17 protein-coding genes are annotated in these 15,582 nt (G+C 49.2%); 12 read left to right on the forward strand and 5 right to left on the reverse strand.

Annotated elements, in window-relative coordinates:
• The first annotated feature begins 24 nt into the window (after positions 1–24).
• On the forward strand, positions 25–1,149 hold the full coding sequence (locus GUA98_RS23510) for an LLM class flavin-dependent oxidoreductase (RefSeq protein ID WP_193724570.1): 1,125 nt from the start codon (positions 25–27) through the stop codon (positions 1,147–1,149).
• 83 nt (positions 1,150–1,232) lie between these two features.
• Here GUA98_RS23510 and GUA98_RS23515 read toward each other — a convergent pair whose 3' ends face one another.
• On the reverse strand, positions 1,233–1,811 hold the full coding sequence (locus GUA98_RS23515; RefSeq protein ID WP_193724571.1) for a TetR/AcrR family transcriptional regulator: 579 nt from the start codon (positions 1,809–1,811) through the stop codon (positions 1,233–1,235).
• 270 nt (positions 1,812–2,081) lie between these two features.
• Between GUA98_RS23515 and GUA98_RS23520 the strand changes: the two genes are divergently transcribed.
• Positions 2,082–3,290 (forward strand): MFS transporter, encoded by a 1,209-nt coding sequence (locus GUA98_RS23520; RefSeq protein WP_415753057.1) that lies wholly within the window; start codon positions 2,082–2,084, stop codon positions 3,288–3,290.
• A gap of 215 nt (positions 3,291–3,505) precedes the next feature.
• Complete coding sequence (locus tag GUA98_RS23525) at positions 3,506–4,927, forward strand: erythromycin esterase family protein (RefSeq protein ID WP_227780032.1); 1,422 nt, start codon at positions 3,506–3,508, stop codon at positions 4,925–4,927.
• Positions 4,928–5,058: 131 nt separating this feature from the next.
• Here the strand turns inward: GUA98_RS23525 and GUA98_RS23530 are convergent, their stop codons facing one another.
• From GUA98_RS23530 to GUA98_RS23540, 3 genes are all read right to left on the reverse strand, one after another.
• A complete protein-coding gene (locus GUA98_RS23530; RefSeq protein WP_193724572.1) occupies positions 5,059–6,165 on the reverse strand; it encodes a Glu/Leu/Phe/Val family dehydrogenase in 1,107 nt (368 codons plus the stop codon).
• Between the two features lie 153 nt (positions 6,166–6,318).
• Complete coding sequence (cdaS, locus tag GUA98_RS23535) at positions 6,319–6,945, reverse strand: sporulation-specific diadenylate cyclase CdaS (protein ID WP_193724573.1); 627 nt, start codon at positions 6,943–6,945, stop codon at positions 6,319–6,321.
• A 180-nt stretch (positions 6,946–7,125) separates the two neighbouring features.
• Entirely contained in the window at positions 7,126–8,697 is a 1,572-nt protein-coding gene (locus tag GUA98_RS23540) for a DUF6359 domain-containing protein (RefSeq protein ID WP_193724574.1), read from the reverse strand.
• A 167-nt stretch (positions 8,698–8,864) separates the two neighbouring features.
• On the opposite strand from GUA98_RS23540, the gene GUA98_RS23545 reads away from it, so the two are divergent.
• The 3 genes from GUA98_RS23545 (at position 8,865) to GUA98_RS23555 (ending at position 10,136) form a co-directional block, all read left to right on the forward strand.
• Positions 8,865–9,161 carry a hypothetical protein gene (locus tag GUA98_RS23545; RefSeq protein ID WP_193724575.1) on the forward strand — a complete coding sequence of 99 codons (297 nt, stop codon included), beginning with the start codon at positions 8,865–8,867 and terminating at the stop codon, positions 9,159–9,161.
• A gap of 146 nt (positions 9,162–9,307) precedes the next feature.
• Positions 9,308–9,463 (forward strand): hypothetical protein, encoded by a 156-nt coding sequence (locus GUA98_RS23550; protein ID WP_170948240.1) that lies wholly within the window; start codon positions 9,308–9,310, stop codon positions 9,461–9,463.
• Between the two features lie 124 nt (positions 9,464–9,587).
• Positions 9,588–10,136, forward strand: a complete 549-nt coding sequence (locus tag GUA98_RS23555) for a GNAT family N-acetyltransferase (RefSeq protein WP_193724576.1) — start codon at positions 9,588–9,590, stop codon at positions 10,134–10,136.
• A gap of 77 nt (positions 10,137–10,213) precedes the next feature.
• Here the strand turns inward: GUA98_RS23555 and GUA98_RS23560 are convergent, their stop codons facing one another.
• Positions 10,214–10,987 carry a Crp/Fnr family transcriptional regulator gene (locus tag GUA98_RS23560; RefSeq protein ID WP_193724577.1) on the reverse strand — a complete coding sequence of 258 codons (774 nt, stop codon included), beginning with the start codon at positions 10,985–10,987 and terminating at the stop codon, positions 10,214–10,216.
• 375 nt (positions 10,988–11,362) lie between these two features.
• Here GUA98_RS23560 and GUA98_RS23565 point away from each other — a divergent pair, with 375 nt between their 5' ends.
• The 6 genes from GUA98_RS23565 to GUA98_RS23590 all read left to right on the forward strand — a co-directional run bounded on the left by GUA98_RS23565 (position 11,363) and on the right by GUA98_RS23590 (position 15,574).
• Positions 11,363–11,839 (forward strand): GAF domain-containing protein, encoded by a 477-nt coding sequence (locus tag GUA98_RS23565; RefSeq protein WP_193724578.1) that lies wholly within the window; start codon positions 11,363–11,365, stop codon positions 11,837–11,839.
• Between the two features lie 65 nt (positions 11,840–11,904).
• Complete coding sequence (locus GUA98_RS23570; RefSeq protein WP_095361637.1) at positions 11,905–12,555, forward strand: response regulator; 651 nt, start codon at positions 11,905–11,907, stop codon at positions 12,553–12,555.
• Positions 12,548–13,657 carry a PAS domain S-box protein gene (locus GUA98_RS23575; protein WP_193724579.1) on the forward strand — a complete coding sequence of 370 codons (1,110 nt, stop codon included), beginning with the start codon at positions 12,548–12,550 and terminating at the stop codon, positions 13,655–13,657. Before GUA98_RS23570 ends, GUA98_RS23575 begins: the two co-directional genes overlap by 8 nt.
• Before the next feature lie 273 nt (positions 13,658–13,930).
• Positions 13,931–14,425 carry an Lrp/AsnC family transcriptional regulator gene (locus GUA98_RS23580; protein WP_095361639.1) on the forward strand — a complete coding sequence of 165 codons (495 nt, stop codon included), beginning with the start codon at positions 13,931–13,933 and terminating at the stop codon, positions 14,423–14,425.
• A gap of 12 nt (positions 14,426–14,437) precedes the next feature.
• Positions 14,438–15,025, forward strand: a complete 588-nt coding sequence (locus tag GUA98_RS23585; protein ID WP_193724580.1) for a chromate transporter — start codon at positions 14,438–14,440, stop codon at positions 15,023–15,025.
• A 3-nt stretch (positions 15,026–15,028) separates the two neighbouring features.
• Positions 15,029–15,574 carry a chromate transporter gene (locus GUA98_RS23590; RefSeq protein ID WP_095291571.1) on the forward strand — a complete coding sequence of 182 codons (546 nt, stop codon included), beginning with the start codon at positions 15,029–15,031 and terminating at the stop codon, positions 15,572–15,574.
• Positions 15,575–15,582 lie beyond the last annotated feature (8 nt).

Here is a 15,582-nt window from a genome sequence, read left to right on the forward strand (position 1 = left end):
AATCCAGTTCAAGGAGAAGTTCAGATGAAATTTGCCTTGTTTAGCCTCATGATGAACCTGCCTAATGCGGTCACTGGCGAAGCTCTCACGACACAGCAGAAATTCCACAACATTCTGGAGCAAGCCAGACTGGCCGAACGTTTGGGTTTCGATGCATACGGGATTGGTGAGCGGCACGGGGCACCTTTTCTGTCCTCCTCACCTCCAGTTGTATTGACTGCTATAGCTGCAGCTACCTCACGTATCCGGTTGCTTACCACAGTCACTGTTCTAAGTGTACTCGATCCAGTGCGGGTTGCAGAGGATTATGCAACGCTGGATCAGTTATCTGGTGGGCGGCTGGAGATGATCATCGGGAAAGGCAATGACCCCCGGCACTATCCGCTGTTTGGCATTCGTGAAGAGGAACAGTGGGTTTCCCTTGCTGAACGTTATGAACTGCTGAAGCGCCTGTGGACGGAGGAGAACGTAACCTGGCAGGGCACGTATCGACCTCCCCTTCATGAGGTTACCACTTGGCCGAGACCACTCCAGCAATCCATTCCAATCTGGCATGGCAGCGCGTCGAGTACCCTCTCTACTGAACTGGCAGCGAAATATGGTGAGCCGCTCTTCACTTCGAATTCTTTTCATCCCCAGGCAAAATACAAAGCATTGATTGACCATTACCTTGAACGCCTCGATCATTATGGTCATGATGCAAGCCGCGCGGTGATCGGATCGGGAGCAGGCAGCCTGTATCTCGCAGATACTCGTGAGGAGGCCATTCGTCGCTACAAACCTTACTATAATGCTTTTCATGCTACCGCAGCCGCACAGCATAATCAGTCACCCTTCACAGATCTGGAAGATAACATTGCACGTGGCCCCGTGCTTATTGGTAGTCCGGAACAGGTCATTGAGAAAATCATGGACTACCACGCCGCGTTTGGACATCAAGTGCTGAGCATTAGTGTGGATGGACTCAGTCATAGTGAGCAGCTGGAGCAAGTGGAGCGCTTTGCCCAAGATGTAGCCCCTGTATTGCGACGAGAATTGCCGAGTGTGGTATGGAACGATCCCCCCATGTTAAGCCAGCAATCTCCTTCCTCTGCCTCCGACCCTTCTGCTTCTTGGCCCCCAGCCATCTCTCCCCTGTTTCAGGTATGACGCAGCCTCGCCAGATACGCCTTCATGCAGGGTGATTCATGAGAATCGCCCTGCTCCCCTTCGGCTTTCGTTCTTTCGCTCCACTAATCAGACTTAATCCCTGCAAATAGTGAATCCAATAGTCTATGTACAAACTCTGGATCCATTGGCTCTCCCGTCACTAACATGCGATAGAATACTGGCCCGTAGATCATGTCGATACACAAACCGATATCCAGGTCACTCTTTAATTCGCCACGCGTTACGCCCTTTTCAATAATTCCCCACGCTTCACGCCGACGAGGCTGAATATATCTGGTCCGGTATTCTACCGCAAGACCTGGATCTGACTGCCCTTCTCCGATAATCTCTGTAATGGCCTTTCCGTCCTGGCTGGTCAAAAATTGAATCATATTACTTGCATGAATACGTACATCCTCCAATACCGATCCTGTATCCGGGACAGGCAATCTTGCTGTCATGGCCGACATGTATCCATCCATAATGACAGCCCCCTTACTGGGCCACCATTTATATATGGTTGCTTTGCTCACTTGCGCTCGCTCAGCTATCTTTTCAACCGTAATCGCGGCAAAGCCATGTTCCAGCAATAACTCATAAGCAGCTGCCAGAATGGCATTCTGGGTTTCCATGTTGCGGGGACGCCCTCTTTTGGCTGTCATCTAAGCCCCTCCTTGTTTCTAACCATACATTGCATTTCTTTTTTCTTAAAAACGATACGTTCATTATACTAAATTGCCCTCCACATAAACAATTTGACTCCCAACACAACGCTAATTAACCCAAATAATTTGTTTGTGCCTATTTACAATACTAAACGTTTAGTTTATTATATGTTTGTAATTAGTGAACGAACTGTTTAGAAAATAATGATTCCAGCTGTATTGACTCATACTGAGTAGTAATTTAATACCATGTGGAGGATGATAATCATGAACATGAAAAATGATGTGCAAGCAAAACAGGTTCCCCGTTGGCTGGTTTTCCTTTTGGCTGCCGCATGCGGACTCATTGTGGCTAATCTGTACTACGCACAGACCGTAATCGGGCCGATCAGTGATACGACAGGATTGTCGTCAGCTGCGGCAGGATTAATTGTAACGTTAACGCAAATTGGTTATGTCATCGGACTGCTGTTTATCGTACCGCTCAGTGACATTATGGAGAATCGCCGGCTCGTAACTTCCTTTCTGGTATTACTGGTTGTTGCCTTGGCTGCAGCAGCGTTCTCCACTCATGCTGTATTATTTCTGACGGCCTCTCTGGTTATCGGTGTAGGTTCCGTCGTTGCCCAGATTCTCGTACCCTACGCGACTTACCTTACTTCGGAAGAACAGCGCGGGCAGGTTGTAGGCAATGTCATGAGCGGCCTTCTTCTTGGCATTATGCTGGCTCGTCCGGTGGCAAGCTTCATTACGGATGCTTTTGGTTGGCAGGCTGTCTTCATCTTCTCCGCTATCGTTATTGCACTGCTCGCTCTGCTATTATCACGTGCTCTTCCTGCACGCAAGCCTCAGCCTGCAATGAAATATGGTCAGCTCATTGTTTCACTGGGTACCCTGTTTAAAACGCTGCCCATGCTGCGCCGCCGGGCGCTTTATCAGGCCAGCTTGTTTGGTGCCTTTAGTCTCTTCTGGACCACCGTACCCTTGCGGCTGGCGAATGATTTTGGCATGACTCAGCAGGGCATTGCCTGGTTTGCCCTAGCCGGGGTGGGAGGGGCCATTGCGGCTCCCATCGCGGGCAGATGGGCAGACAAAGGCCTGACCCGGATATTGACCGGGCTCGCCATAGTGATTGCTGTTCTATCCTTCGGCCTTGCGTACGTATTCCAGGGACATTCGACTGCTGAGCTGGTTCTGCTGGTCGTTGTTGCCATTACGCTCGACATGGCCGTCTCGGGCAATCTCGTTCTGGGGCAGCGCGTCATCTACTCCCTTGCTGGCGAAGCCAGAGGACGGGTGAACGGAATCTTCATGTCGATCTTCTTTATTGGTGGTGCCCTTGGTTCCTCTATTGGAAGCTGGTCTTACGCATCAGGTGGCTGGAGTCTGACGACACTGATCGGCCTGATCATGCCGCTGCTGGCCCTCGGTTATTATTTCACTGAAAAGAAACCCGGCATTGTCAGCAGCTCATAACTGTATCCCTTAATCAATAACAAGGAGCCTGGTCCCGGAGAGATTAGGCTCCTTGGTTCACATTTTATCAATGTCTGCCCATTCACTTAAATGACCCAACAAGCTGCCAAAAGAAAAATCATGACATTATAGTTCCGCGTTATACTTTCTTTAGAATTAGTCAGTATCCTCGGGTTATGGTTTTCAACATATCATTCATACGGAGGATACATATCATGAACCTGAAACATCGTTTTATTCAAAAAACAGCCGTACTCGGCCTGGCTATGGCCATGATTGCTGGCTCCACTTCGGCAGCAGCCTCACCTATAGCCAAGGAGCAGTGGGTGCAGGAGCATGCCCATGAGATCACATCCCTGACCTCGGACAACTACAGTGACCTTGCCTTTCTGAAGCCATTGCTGCAGGACAAGAAAGTAGTTAGCCTGGGAGAGAACTTTCACCGGGTTGCCGAATACAGTGCCATCAAAACGCGCATGATCAAATTTTTGCATGAGGAACTCGGCTATGATGTCATTGCCTTCGAATCCGGCATGGGGGATGCCGCCGTTGCCTATGAACAAGGCGCAAACCTGACGCCTGCCCAGATGATGGAGCTGTCCATTTTCCCAATCTGGCACTCGCAGGAGACACTTGGCCTCTACGAATACATTCAGGAGCAGAGCAAGACGGATCATCCACTGATTCTGGCAGGATATGATATGCAGTTTACGACCGGGTACTTGACCCAATTTATCAGTGACTGGATTAGCAGTCTGGATCCTGCCAGAGGCAAGCAGTTCTATGTGTTTGAGATGCAGGGCATCACGGATTTGTATGCCGTCCTTAACAAATATGGGATCGACAGCGACAACAATCCCGAATTCAAGGCGGCCATTCATCAAGTGAAGGATGCTTATGCCCCGCAGTACGAGGAATTGGTTCAATGGATCACCGAGCATAAGCAGGAACTCGTAAAGTCATTCCCGGATAACCCGAAACTGGCTGACATGATGATCCGTGTGCTGAAGGACCGGAGCAAATTTATCGAGATGGCTGCTTACGACACTCGGGAGAGTTACGAATTCCGCGATCGTGCCATGGCCGATAATCTGGAGTGGCTAATGGACGTCATGTATCCAGGTAAAAAATTCATTCTTTGGGCTCACAATGACCATCTCGCCAAGAGCACATCGAGCATTCTCAATCCTCCAATCGGAGAAAATAACGGGAACTCCGGGTTGTGGCAATCCAGCTTCAAAAGCATGGGCGAATTAATGCATGAGAAGCTGCAGAATGACATGTATGTGATCGGGCTTTATATGAATGAAGGACAAGCGAGCGAGATCTCCACAGGCCAAACGTTTGATATCTCTCCAATGCCTCGCGGCAGTCTGGAGTATACCTTAATGAAGTCTGGCTACCGTAATACATATATCGATCTTTCGGAAGCCAAAGATGCTGCAGGTGCTGCAGCCTGGTTGTTCCGCCCGGTCTTTGCAGCAGAGGACGGCATGGTAGATGAAGTCATTCATCCGATGTCGATGAACTTCATTCCGACTGAACAATATGATGGCATTCTGTTAATCGACAAAGTCAAAGCACCAACGACCACCTACAAAGGCGGCTTCAAGGATCAAATGCAGCAGCAAAAGTAACCCAGCCAATATGGCTGTACCAAGGTAACCTACCAAAAAAAGAGGCAGACATTCCCCCCTCGGGAATACCTGCCTCTTTGGCTATCTTTTTAACACATTCAGCTGTATGCAACTCATGGTTCCTTCTGGACTTACCCGCGCAGTCGGCGAGCACTCAGTGCGTGATGACCTTGCTGCAGGAAGGTGCTGCGTGTATTCTTCATCAGCTCAATTCGGCGTTCAGCCAAACGATCTGCGGCAATATACGTTGCAATGCCTTCGGTACGGGAGGTTTCGAAAATTTTCTCCAAACTGGTGTAAATTTCTCCGATTTTGCTCCACGCACGCTCCGAGTTATAACCATTCAATTCGTCCGCGATGTTGATGACTCCGCCTGCATTAATCACGTAATCCGGAGCATAAACGATACCTCTCTCATGCAATATGTCGCCATGACGTGGTTCCAGCAGCTGGTTGTTGGCGCAGCCTGCAACCACTTTGGCTTTGAGCGTTTTGAGTGTATCGTCATTAATTGTTCCGCCCAGCGCACATGGTGCATAGATGTCACATTCAACGCCGGTAATCTCCCCCGGATCAACAGCCGTTGCCCCGAAGCGATCCACTGCTTGCTTCACGGAATCCTTATGAATATCCGTCACAATCAAGCGGGCACCTTCCTCGTACAAATACTTGCACAGACTCATAGCCACGTTGCCGACACCTTGAACCGCAACGGTTTTGCCTTCCAGCAGATCCGTGCCAAAGGCCTCTTTGGCAGCTGCCTTCATCCCCCGGTACACTCCCCAGGCCGTAGCAGGAGATGGATTCCCGGACGACCCATAGCTTGGCGATATGCCAGTTACATAATCCGTTTCCTGATAGATCAGGTTCATGTCTTCCTCCGAGGTCCCCACGTCTTCTGCAGTTACATATCGCCCATTCAGACCTTGAATGTATCTGCCGAATGCACGGAACATCGCTTCATTCTTGTCGCGGCGCGGGTCGCCGATAATCACAGCTTTACCGCCGCCAAGATTCAAGCCGGATACGGCATTTTTATATGTCATCCCCCGCGAAAGGCGCAGTGCGTCTTCTATAGCAGCCTCTTCTGAAGCATATGTCCACATCCGAGTACCACCGAGTGCAGGGCCGAGTGTTGTATCGTGAATGGCGATGATCGCCTTTAACCCGGAAGCTTTGTCCTGACACAGGACCAGTTCCTCATAATCATGCTGCTCCATTACTTCAAACCAACTCATGTTTAACCGTCTCCTCCAACCATTTTTGCGAGTAATCCACAAGGCTTCTGTATCTTTGCCATCCTCTATTGTACCTAGATAATCTCAGAATGTGCAAAATCACATCACGATGTAAGACGAATACGAAGCTAGGAAGCCTCCTATCGCCTTTCGTTAATGAATGGTCTCAACGACATTTATGGGATGCAAATCCCCGTCCACGGCAAAAGAAGCTTGTCCCGTTTCTTCGGAAACAACCAGTACAACGGCATCTGTCAATTCACTTAGCCCCAGAGCGGCACGATGGCGTGTACCCATTTTACGTTCCCCTGCTGCAGCCTGGGACAATGGGAGGACATTGCCTGCGGAGACAATCTGGTTGCCGCGGACCAGAACTGCCCCGTCATGCAGCGGTGCACCGGGGATAAAAAGGGATTCAAGCAGTGCATGGGTCACTCGCGCATCCACAGCAACACCCGAATGAAGTATAGGTTCAAGAGGGATTTCACGTTCTATAACGATAAGAGCACCATATCTGCGATCAGACAGATGCTGTACACTTGCCGTCAGCTCAGCGAATTTTTCAGTAAAGGGAGACAGGTAACAATCCAGATAAAAGGAAGAGGCGAGCACCTCAATCTGCTTGATCTCGGTACGAATCTCAGCGAATTGCGCGAGCAGACAGACACTGTCATTGTCAAAACGGGTCAATGTCCGATTCATGCGATCCGCTACACGATGCAAATCTTCCTTCAACCTCTGTCTGATGGTCGAACTGTCACAGTCTGCTTGCCGGGTCATTATTTACCGCCTCTCCTTCTGGATTGATGCCAACATTGTTAACCTATACGTTTCCCGCGGTACGATTCATTTATACCGGTCAGAACCTTGTCATGTTTCAGCAAATAGGAAAAGCCTGTTTGCAACGTTAGCGTCACAAACAGGCTCCAGAACAGCTAAGCAGCTCTCTAAGATTCTACCTTAAGGTGTAACAGCGCCATAAGAACCTTTCTTGAACGTCGTTGGATCGTACCACTTATATCCTGCAGCCGGAGCAGACCATGGCTCAAGCTGTGGTTCTGTGGAGTTAGCCGGAGTCTCTATGGCAAGCAGGCTCGTCGGTGTGTCCAATGTCAGGCCAGATACCTGCGACAGACTCGTATAGCTTTCTTTTACCGCAAGCCATTTTACCGTGTTGACCAGGAACGTGCCATCGTCCACTTCCTTGAATCCGTCATAGGTTTTCTTGGAGGCTCCCGTTTCTTCTCGCAAATATTTCGGAGTCGCATCTTCCACCGGTGAGGAATCGCCGATAAATGCGGCTTTGCCTGCACCTACCTTGGCAATGGCTGCATATGCGCCTTCAGCACGTCCGCCGCCATTGTACACGCCCTGATCCACGGCGCTGCTCCATTTGGATACACCGTTTGGTACATAAACCAATCCCTTGGCTTTGTTCGGATCAATGATGGCCAAGGTAGATCCGGCATGCATCGCCACCGCATTTACACCACTTGTAATTCCAAATGACTGTGATGGAGCCACAATATCGGTGGCATTGACGTCACCCAGTGCATTGTAGCGGAAACGGATACCGAAGTTGCTTGCCAGCCAGTCAGAGCTCGTAACTCCCTGCATCGCTGGAGATTCGGCTTCTGCCGAGGACATGCCTTTGGCCGGGTTCAGGAATGCTCCACGGCGGTATCCGTTAAACACCTCGGAGGAATCCCAACGGTTTTTGTTTCGGTCTGCATTATAGTGATCGGAGATGAAAAAGACGCTGCCCCCGTTCTGTACGTATTGCAGCAGGGCAGCCTGCTCCGTTGCTTTAAACGGCACGTTGGCTTCGCCGATGACGAAGACATCATAATCTTTTAATGTATTGTAGGTGATGGCCTGCTCACCAAAAGTATACGGGATACTGCGCTCAAGCTGATCCACGGCAAAGCCTGCGTTTCGAAGCCCGTTCGCGAAGTCGGAAAATGCCCCATCAATGATCCAGTCTGCTGCACCAGCTGTCTGGGCATGGGTATTATCGAACAATACCTTCTTGCCTGTACCATCAGGCAGTGTCGTCCCTGGGCCCGGTTCTGGGTCAGGATTGGTTGTTCCGGTAGAGAGTGTGATTGAGGTTGGGTTTTTGAGCCCTGCATAGCTGTTGTATGCACCAAGTGTTCCGGTTACGATGACCTTTTTGCCTACAAGGCTCGGATTGGTAGCAAGTCCATACTGTGAGCGGAAGGAAGAGGAAACTTGTACGTCCAACAATTTTGCGTTGGCCTTCTCTGACGGAGAATCTGCTATCAGGAAGTTAAAATCATTGGCGTAAGGAGATGTAAATTTGGCTGTAAGTGAGCCGGTAGCATGTCCAACAATATAACCCTCTACCGTCGCCGTTCCTCCACCACTCTGAGCAGCTATAGCCTGCGATACAGTAAGCGGTGCTGCCGCAGCTTGTACCGGACCTTGTGAACCTGGCCCCAGCAGTGCTGTTGCCGTCAGAATGAAAATTAGGAATGCCCCGATCCAGTGCTGCCATAACGCCTTCTTCATGTTCTCCTTCTCCTCCTCAGATTACCTTTTAATGGGTTGTCCATTTTAATTTAATCCTTCACATGATGAATTCCTCTTTGTTTATGTAAAATTTTTGAAAAAAGTTTGCTCTGCTTCCCAACTGCACATACTGTTTACCAAAAGCATGATAAAGGAGAACATGTACCATGAGATTTGTATTTTTGCTGCTTCTAATCATTGTCCCGCTCGTGATGGTCTTTCTGGCTCTTCATTCCCGAACGGTCATAAAGTTATTCCATGCCTTGGCTCTTATATGTTTTTATTGTGCTGCCACGGTCATTGCCGGAGATGTGTATTCCACCAATGCACATATGACTACATTTACAACGGAAATTCATCATTTTCTGCTGAATGGCTGGTTTCTCTATCCGTCGGCCTATTTGGGCGTGTATATTCCGTTTCTGTTATGGATCAGTCTTTTTTCGAAAAAAAATAATGGTTAATTGGTTTCTCAACATTGCTTTTTCGCTGTGTTCGTAGCATAATACAAGTATACGTGATAATGATTATCATTCTTGAGGTTGTCTCTTATTCACAATTGAACTTTACATGAATTATCGATCATATAGCTAAAGGGGAACGAACATCAATGAATACAACACTGCAAAAGACTTCACTGCAGCTTGACGATTATCTGGATCTTCTGAACCTGGCCATCACCTTGGGTGATACGAAGTGGCAGAAGGAAATCGTCCGTAAATTGGCTTATACTTATCCTGCGGTTCCATGCAAACAACCACAATAACACCTTTTCAATAACTCATGAGGGATTCAGGTCTTGAATCTGCTTCATGAGTTATTTTTTTGTTTTAATAATCCAATCGATACAGGTAAAATGAACATAATTATCGCCCAGGGGAGTGAATGGCATGTTAGCAGAGACAGAACGACTGATTTTACGAGAGATTAACTTGGACGACTGGGAAAGCATACATACGTATACCATTTCACCTGAAGTAACCAAGTACACAGCTTGGGGACCCAACACAGAACAGGATACCACTGCGTACATCGAACAGGTTCTGCAATCGCAACAGGAACAGCCCAGATCCCAATATGACCTTGCTGTCTGCCTGAAAACAGATGGAACGCTGGTTGGCAGCGTTGGCATATACACGGAGGGGACCAATGCGGAGATGGGATATGTGATGAATCCACAGTATCAAGGTAGAGGCTATGCCGCCGAGGCAAGTCAAGCACTGCTGGGTTGGGCCTTTAATACCCTTGGTGTACATCGGATCTACGCCAAATGCCGACCGAATAACAAGGCTTCGGAGCGAGTCATGCAGAAGATCGGCATGGAATATGAAGGCATGATGCGGGAGCATTGGTTTTACAAGGGAGCATTTCACGATTCGTTGGTCTATTCGATTCTCGCGAGGGAATATGCTCAACTCCAAAAAGCTGATATCGGTTAATACCGATATCAGCTTTTTTCTTCTCCGTAACGACCCCAATCGCCAGTGAAGATTGATCTGTGATCCATGTGGTGAGACTAAAGGCGGCATAACTCTGCTGGACAGCTCGGGAACGTAGGACACCCACACATGCAGCGCAATGCGGCTAGATCGCGAATCATCAGTTTGCCATCCAGTGTGTCCAGTGTACCCTGTTCTTTCCAGGCCCCCAGCATCCGTGTAACACTCTCCCGAGTAGCTCCAATCATCTCCGCAAGCTCCGTATGGTTCAGCTTCATCTCAAGTACGATCCCCTCAGGAGTGATTTTGCCATACGAGTTGCTGGCACGGATCAGTGTCGAAGCCAACGCCCCAGCTTTGCCATAGAGCAGCAGATCCCGGAAACGCGATTGGGTAATCCGCTGTGAAAGTGCCATCCATTGCAGGAATTTCAAGGCAAGGTCCCCATGTTTGCTAAGCACGCTTTCCAGATCACTGAGCGAGATGATCGCGAGTTCGCCTTTCTCCGTCATCTCTGCACTGTAGCTGTGATTCTGGCCGCCAATGCCACCAAATTCCCCGATCAGGTCCCCTTTTTGCTGAATCGACAAAATGATTTCCTTGCCATCTTCCGTCGATTTGGTCATTTTCACGCGTCCCGAACGAATGTAGTACAGATATCCGGCTTCATCACCTTCCAGAAAGAGACTATATCCCGACTTCACCCGTTTGGGCTGCATTTTGTCCTCAATCCAGGCCCACTTTTCAGCTGTTACGAACGAAAGTATTCCACCTATCTCTCGTGTCATTTTGCTTCCCTCCGTTTTACGTTCTGTCGCTTGGGTTGTTCTTTCTGTAAATATCGTACCCATCACTTTCGTCCCCCTCGTGTTTCCTTATGAATCTATCTTATCGCGAAACCGGTGTGAACGTTATCGGGGGATTACCTGAACCTGGCTGAGAAATTCCCTGAATTTGCTGTGAGAAAAGTCACATCCTATGAAGGCAACCGCATGTTGTGATATGGTAAAGTTCTTGCTGTGTACGGATTGAGGCCGTGCGTTAATCAAGATCAGTATTTTGCAGAAACGAAATCGGGGAATTCCCTGAATTACAACTCAGACGAATGAGACTACAATAGAACTACCGTATAAACTTATATTTCAGGACACCTTGGTCAAAGGTTAACCATATCCATGTCACCAGGTCTAATCTAATGGTGTAATTCCAAAAAGGAAGTGTCTCTCATGCACGATGAACTCCCTTCCGGCATTCAGGAGATGATCCATAATCTGCGCCTGAACACATCCACCGATTTTTGCGGACTGGCCTATCTCTCGGGGTCCATGCTGCGCTGGAAGTACACTTCCGGTGCAACCAATGATCGCGTTACACGGATGGAGATGCGTCCCGGACAAGATCTTGTGGGCACTGCTCTACGGACAGGACGCACGTCTCTGTCGGACGCAGGTACAACAACAGCCAGTACACCTGGCCGTTGTCCGTTGATGATCGCAGAGCGGCTATTATGCGCCATCGCCGTGCCTGTGTTCCTGGAGAGCAGCATCCCTGGTGCCGTGCTGCTTGTTGGCAGCAGGCAGCCATGTACGTTCTCACCGGACACCGTCAGGGAAGCAGAGCTGGCGGCCAGAGCAGCTGCAGCGAGCCATTCACAGATAAGCAGGCCCGGCGTAAATCATGCAGAAAAGCTATTCAGAGATTAAAGCTCTGAATAGCTTTTTTTGGTATCATGAAGAGAGAACCAGGAAGCGGACAGGGGGAATATGTAGTGATTCAACTATTGGTTGTGGATGATCATGTGGTTGTGCGTTCCGGGCTGATCGCCCTGCTGGACGGCAAGAATGATATCCGGATCGTGGGGGATGCAGCAGATGGTGATGAGGCCATTGCCAAGGCACAGGAATTGAAACCGGATGTGGTATTGATGGATTTCAGCATGCCTCCAGGCAAGGACGGGTTGACTGCTACCGCAGAATTGAAAAAGTTAATGCCTGACGTGGCCATTTTAATTCTGACCATGCATGATGATGAAGAGTATCTGTTCCGTGCAATCCATGCCGGAGCTTCAGGATATATTCTCAAAAGCGCACCGCATGAGGAACTGCTGGCAGCCATTCGCTCCGTAGCAGAGGGCAGTGCGTATCTGTATCCCAGTGCCACCAAACGGCTGATGAGTGAATACCTGGACAAATCCAAACAGGAAAACGCCGGGCCGTATGACACACTTTCCGAACGGGAGAAAGAGATATTGTCCTGGATCGCCAAGGGTTACGCCAACAAGGAAATTGCCGAGCACCTGGTCATCAGTGTCAAAACGGTCGAATCCCACAAAAGCAATCTAATGGATAAGCTGGGCCTGCGGACCAGACCTGAACTCGTCAAGTTTGCCATGAAAAAGGGGTTGCTGAACTTTGAGTAGCGCACGTGAGAACAGACTTAGCGGACTGGCCGAGCAGCCTGTACTGCAGCTGCTGGATGACCTGGACAATCATATCACCGATGATGAATTCCGCAGCAGGCTGAAAGGCTCGCTGCATCAGCTAAGCGATCTGAAGTTTGCATTGGATGAATCCTCCATCGTTGCCCTCACGGATCGTAAAGGGAAGATACAGTATGTGAACGATAAATTCTGCGAAATTTCACAATATGACCGGGAAGAATTGATCGGTCAGGACCACCGGATTATCAATTCGGGATACCACGGCAAAACGTTCATGAAAACCCTGTGGGAAACCATCTCTTCAGGGCGAGTATGGAACGGAGAGATTCGTAACCGTGCGAAAGATGGCAGCCACTACTGGGTGAATACAACGATTGTGCCTTTTCTCGACAATGACGGAGAACCATATCAATACCTGGCAGTACGCAGCGAAGTGACGAAGCTGAAACGCGTCGAAGCTGAATTGCAGAAGATGATGACCCAGGTCATGAACATTCAGGAAGAGGAGCGCCGCCGGATATCTCGTGAGCTGCATGACGGAATCGGACAGAGTCTCTTCTCGCTCGTGATTCAGATCGATCAGCTGCTGGCGGACAAGCCTCATTCCGGTGTGGAAGCGCTGCGTAAGCAAGTCACGGGGATTATGGAAGAAGTCCGTGGCATGGCCTGGGAACTGAGACCTTCCGTGCTGGATGATCTGGGTGTCGTTCCGGCCATCCGGACTTACATTGAGAACTATACCCGCCACTACGGTATCGAAGTCGATCTGGAATGCAACCTGCGCAGACGGCTGGAGATGAATCGGGAGATCGCCATGTACCGCATTATCCAGGAGGCACTTACCAATGTCGCCAAGTATGCAGATGTAGCCGAAGCACAGGTGACAGTGGAAGATTCCCAGGAGGGCACCGTCGTAACGATTTCGGACCAAGGTGCCGGATTCAATATACAAACAGCAGGTCAGGGTGTCGGACTGTTCAGCATGGAAGAACGTGCTCGTGGAGCAGGGGGAACGTTAACGTTATCGTCTGAGCCTGGTGAGGGTACATGCATTACGTTTCACCTTCCCAGAGGTATATAGAATGGAACCACTGTGTGGCTAGTCCTATACGCACAATCTACAATATCAAGAAAGAGAGCTGCTCTCGGTTTTATTCCAAGAGCGGCCTTTTTGCGTTCCAATTTTGGTGCCAATGACAAAATGAAAGCCTTTAATCGGATAAATTTAATATAATGGATAAATAGGTTGACTCGAATTACGATTCGTCATTAAAATATGAATGCTGCATGCAAAATGCATTTTTGAAGGTTTACATTTTAGATTCCACATAGAGAATGAAAAGGATGATCAATCATGTCAGATAAACGCTCCTCTAAAGGAGGAGAAATCCCGCAAATGTACAACCTGGACGCGATCGATCGGAAAATCATAGCCGCCCTGCATCAGAACAGCCGTATATCCTATACGGATCTGGGCGCACAGATTGGACTTTCACGTGTAGCGGTTCAGGCTCGCATCAATGCATTATCCGAAAAGGGCATTATTGAACGGTTCACGGTTGTTATTAACCCGGGTAAGGTTGGGCTTCAGGTCTCTGCCTTTTTTAATGTGGATGTGGAGCCGCCCTTCCTCGATGAAGTGGCCGAGAAACTGGACGAGGAACCGGCGGTCACCAGCCTCTATCATATGACGGGCCCAAGCACACTGCACATGCACGGCATTTTTGCGGACATGGAAGAGATGGAACAGTTTCTGCTGGAGAAGCTCTATAAGATGCCTGGCATTGTGAAGGTCGAATCACAGTTGTTATTGAAACGCTATAAAAGCCGAATGGGCATGAGACTGTAGGAGGAAAACAGCATGAGTTGGAAAGATTACACCGGTCTTGTTACGGGTATGGTGCGAACCGGGATATTAGGTTATGGCGGTGGTCCTTCGGTTATTCCGTTGATTCGTTATGAAGCCGTCACCCGTTATCAATGGGTTACTGATGAGGAATTCGGCGAAATTTTGGCCATAGCCAATGCCCTGCCCGGTCCGATTGCAACCAAGATGGCTGCTTACCTCGGTTACAAAACCAAAGGTGTGCTCGGCGCCATCGTGTCCGTGCTGGCACACATTTTACCCACAAGCATCGCCATCATCGCCCTGCTTGGCTCCATGTACGCACTGCGTGAGTCGAAGATCGTAGCAGGCATGGTAGCGGCTGTGCGCCCCGTGATCTTTGTAATGCTGGGCATGATGGCCTATGAATTCGCAAAAAAAGCATGGTCCGGACTCGGCAAAACCTTTGCCATCCTGTTTGGTGTCATTGCGTTTGTGTTATTGCAGCTGCTGAATATTCATCCAGGCATCGTTATTGCCGTCTTCCTGGGCTATGGCGTATTCCACCTGGATCTGGTTCAGCGTTACAAGTCCAAACGCAGCTCCGACAAGGGGGTGTCATAAACGATGCTTCAAACATGGTGGGAATTGTTTTGGGGATTTTTCGTAGCTAATATTTTGGGATACGGGGGCGGTCCTGCTTCCATCCCGCTCATGCAGGAAGAAGTGGTGAACCATTATCAGTGGATGACCACAGAGCAATTCGGCGATGTGCTCGCCATTGGGAATGCGCTCCCTGGTCCAATCGCTACCAAGATTGCCGCATTTGTCGGTTATCAGGTGGCCGGCTGGTTCGGAGCGTTTATCGCCAGTTTTGCCACGATTGTACCTTCTGCTGCCGCGCTGATCCTGCTGCTTCGTTTGCTCAACAAGCATCGTACATCGCCGAAAGTCAAAGGAATGACGCTGCTTGTGCAGCCAGTTATTGCGGTGCTTATGATTCTGCTCACATGGGAATTCGGCCAAGTATCCACCGACTCCATCGGGATCTGGCAGACACTGATCATTGCGGGGATCTCCTTATGGGTCATGACCAAGACCAAACTGCATCCAGCTATTTTAATTGTTATCGCTTTTGCTTATGGTGCCTTGGTTCTGTCTCATACGATGTAATCCGTTGA

It is taken from the genome of Paenibacillus sp. P13VS (genome assembly GCF_015143645.1).
Classification (GTDB): domain Bacteria; phylum Bacillota; class Bacilli; order Paenibacillales; family Paenibacillaceae; genus Paenibacillus; species Paenibacillus xylanilyticus_A.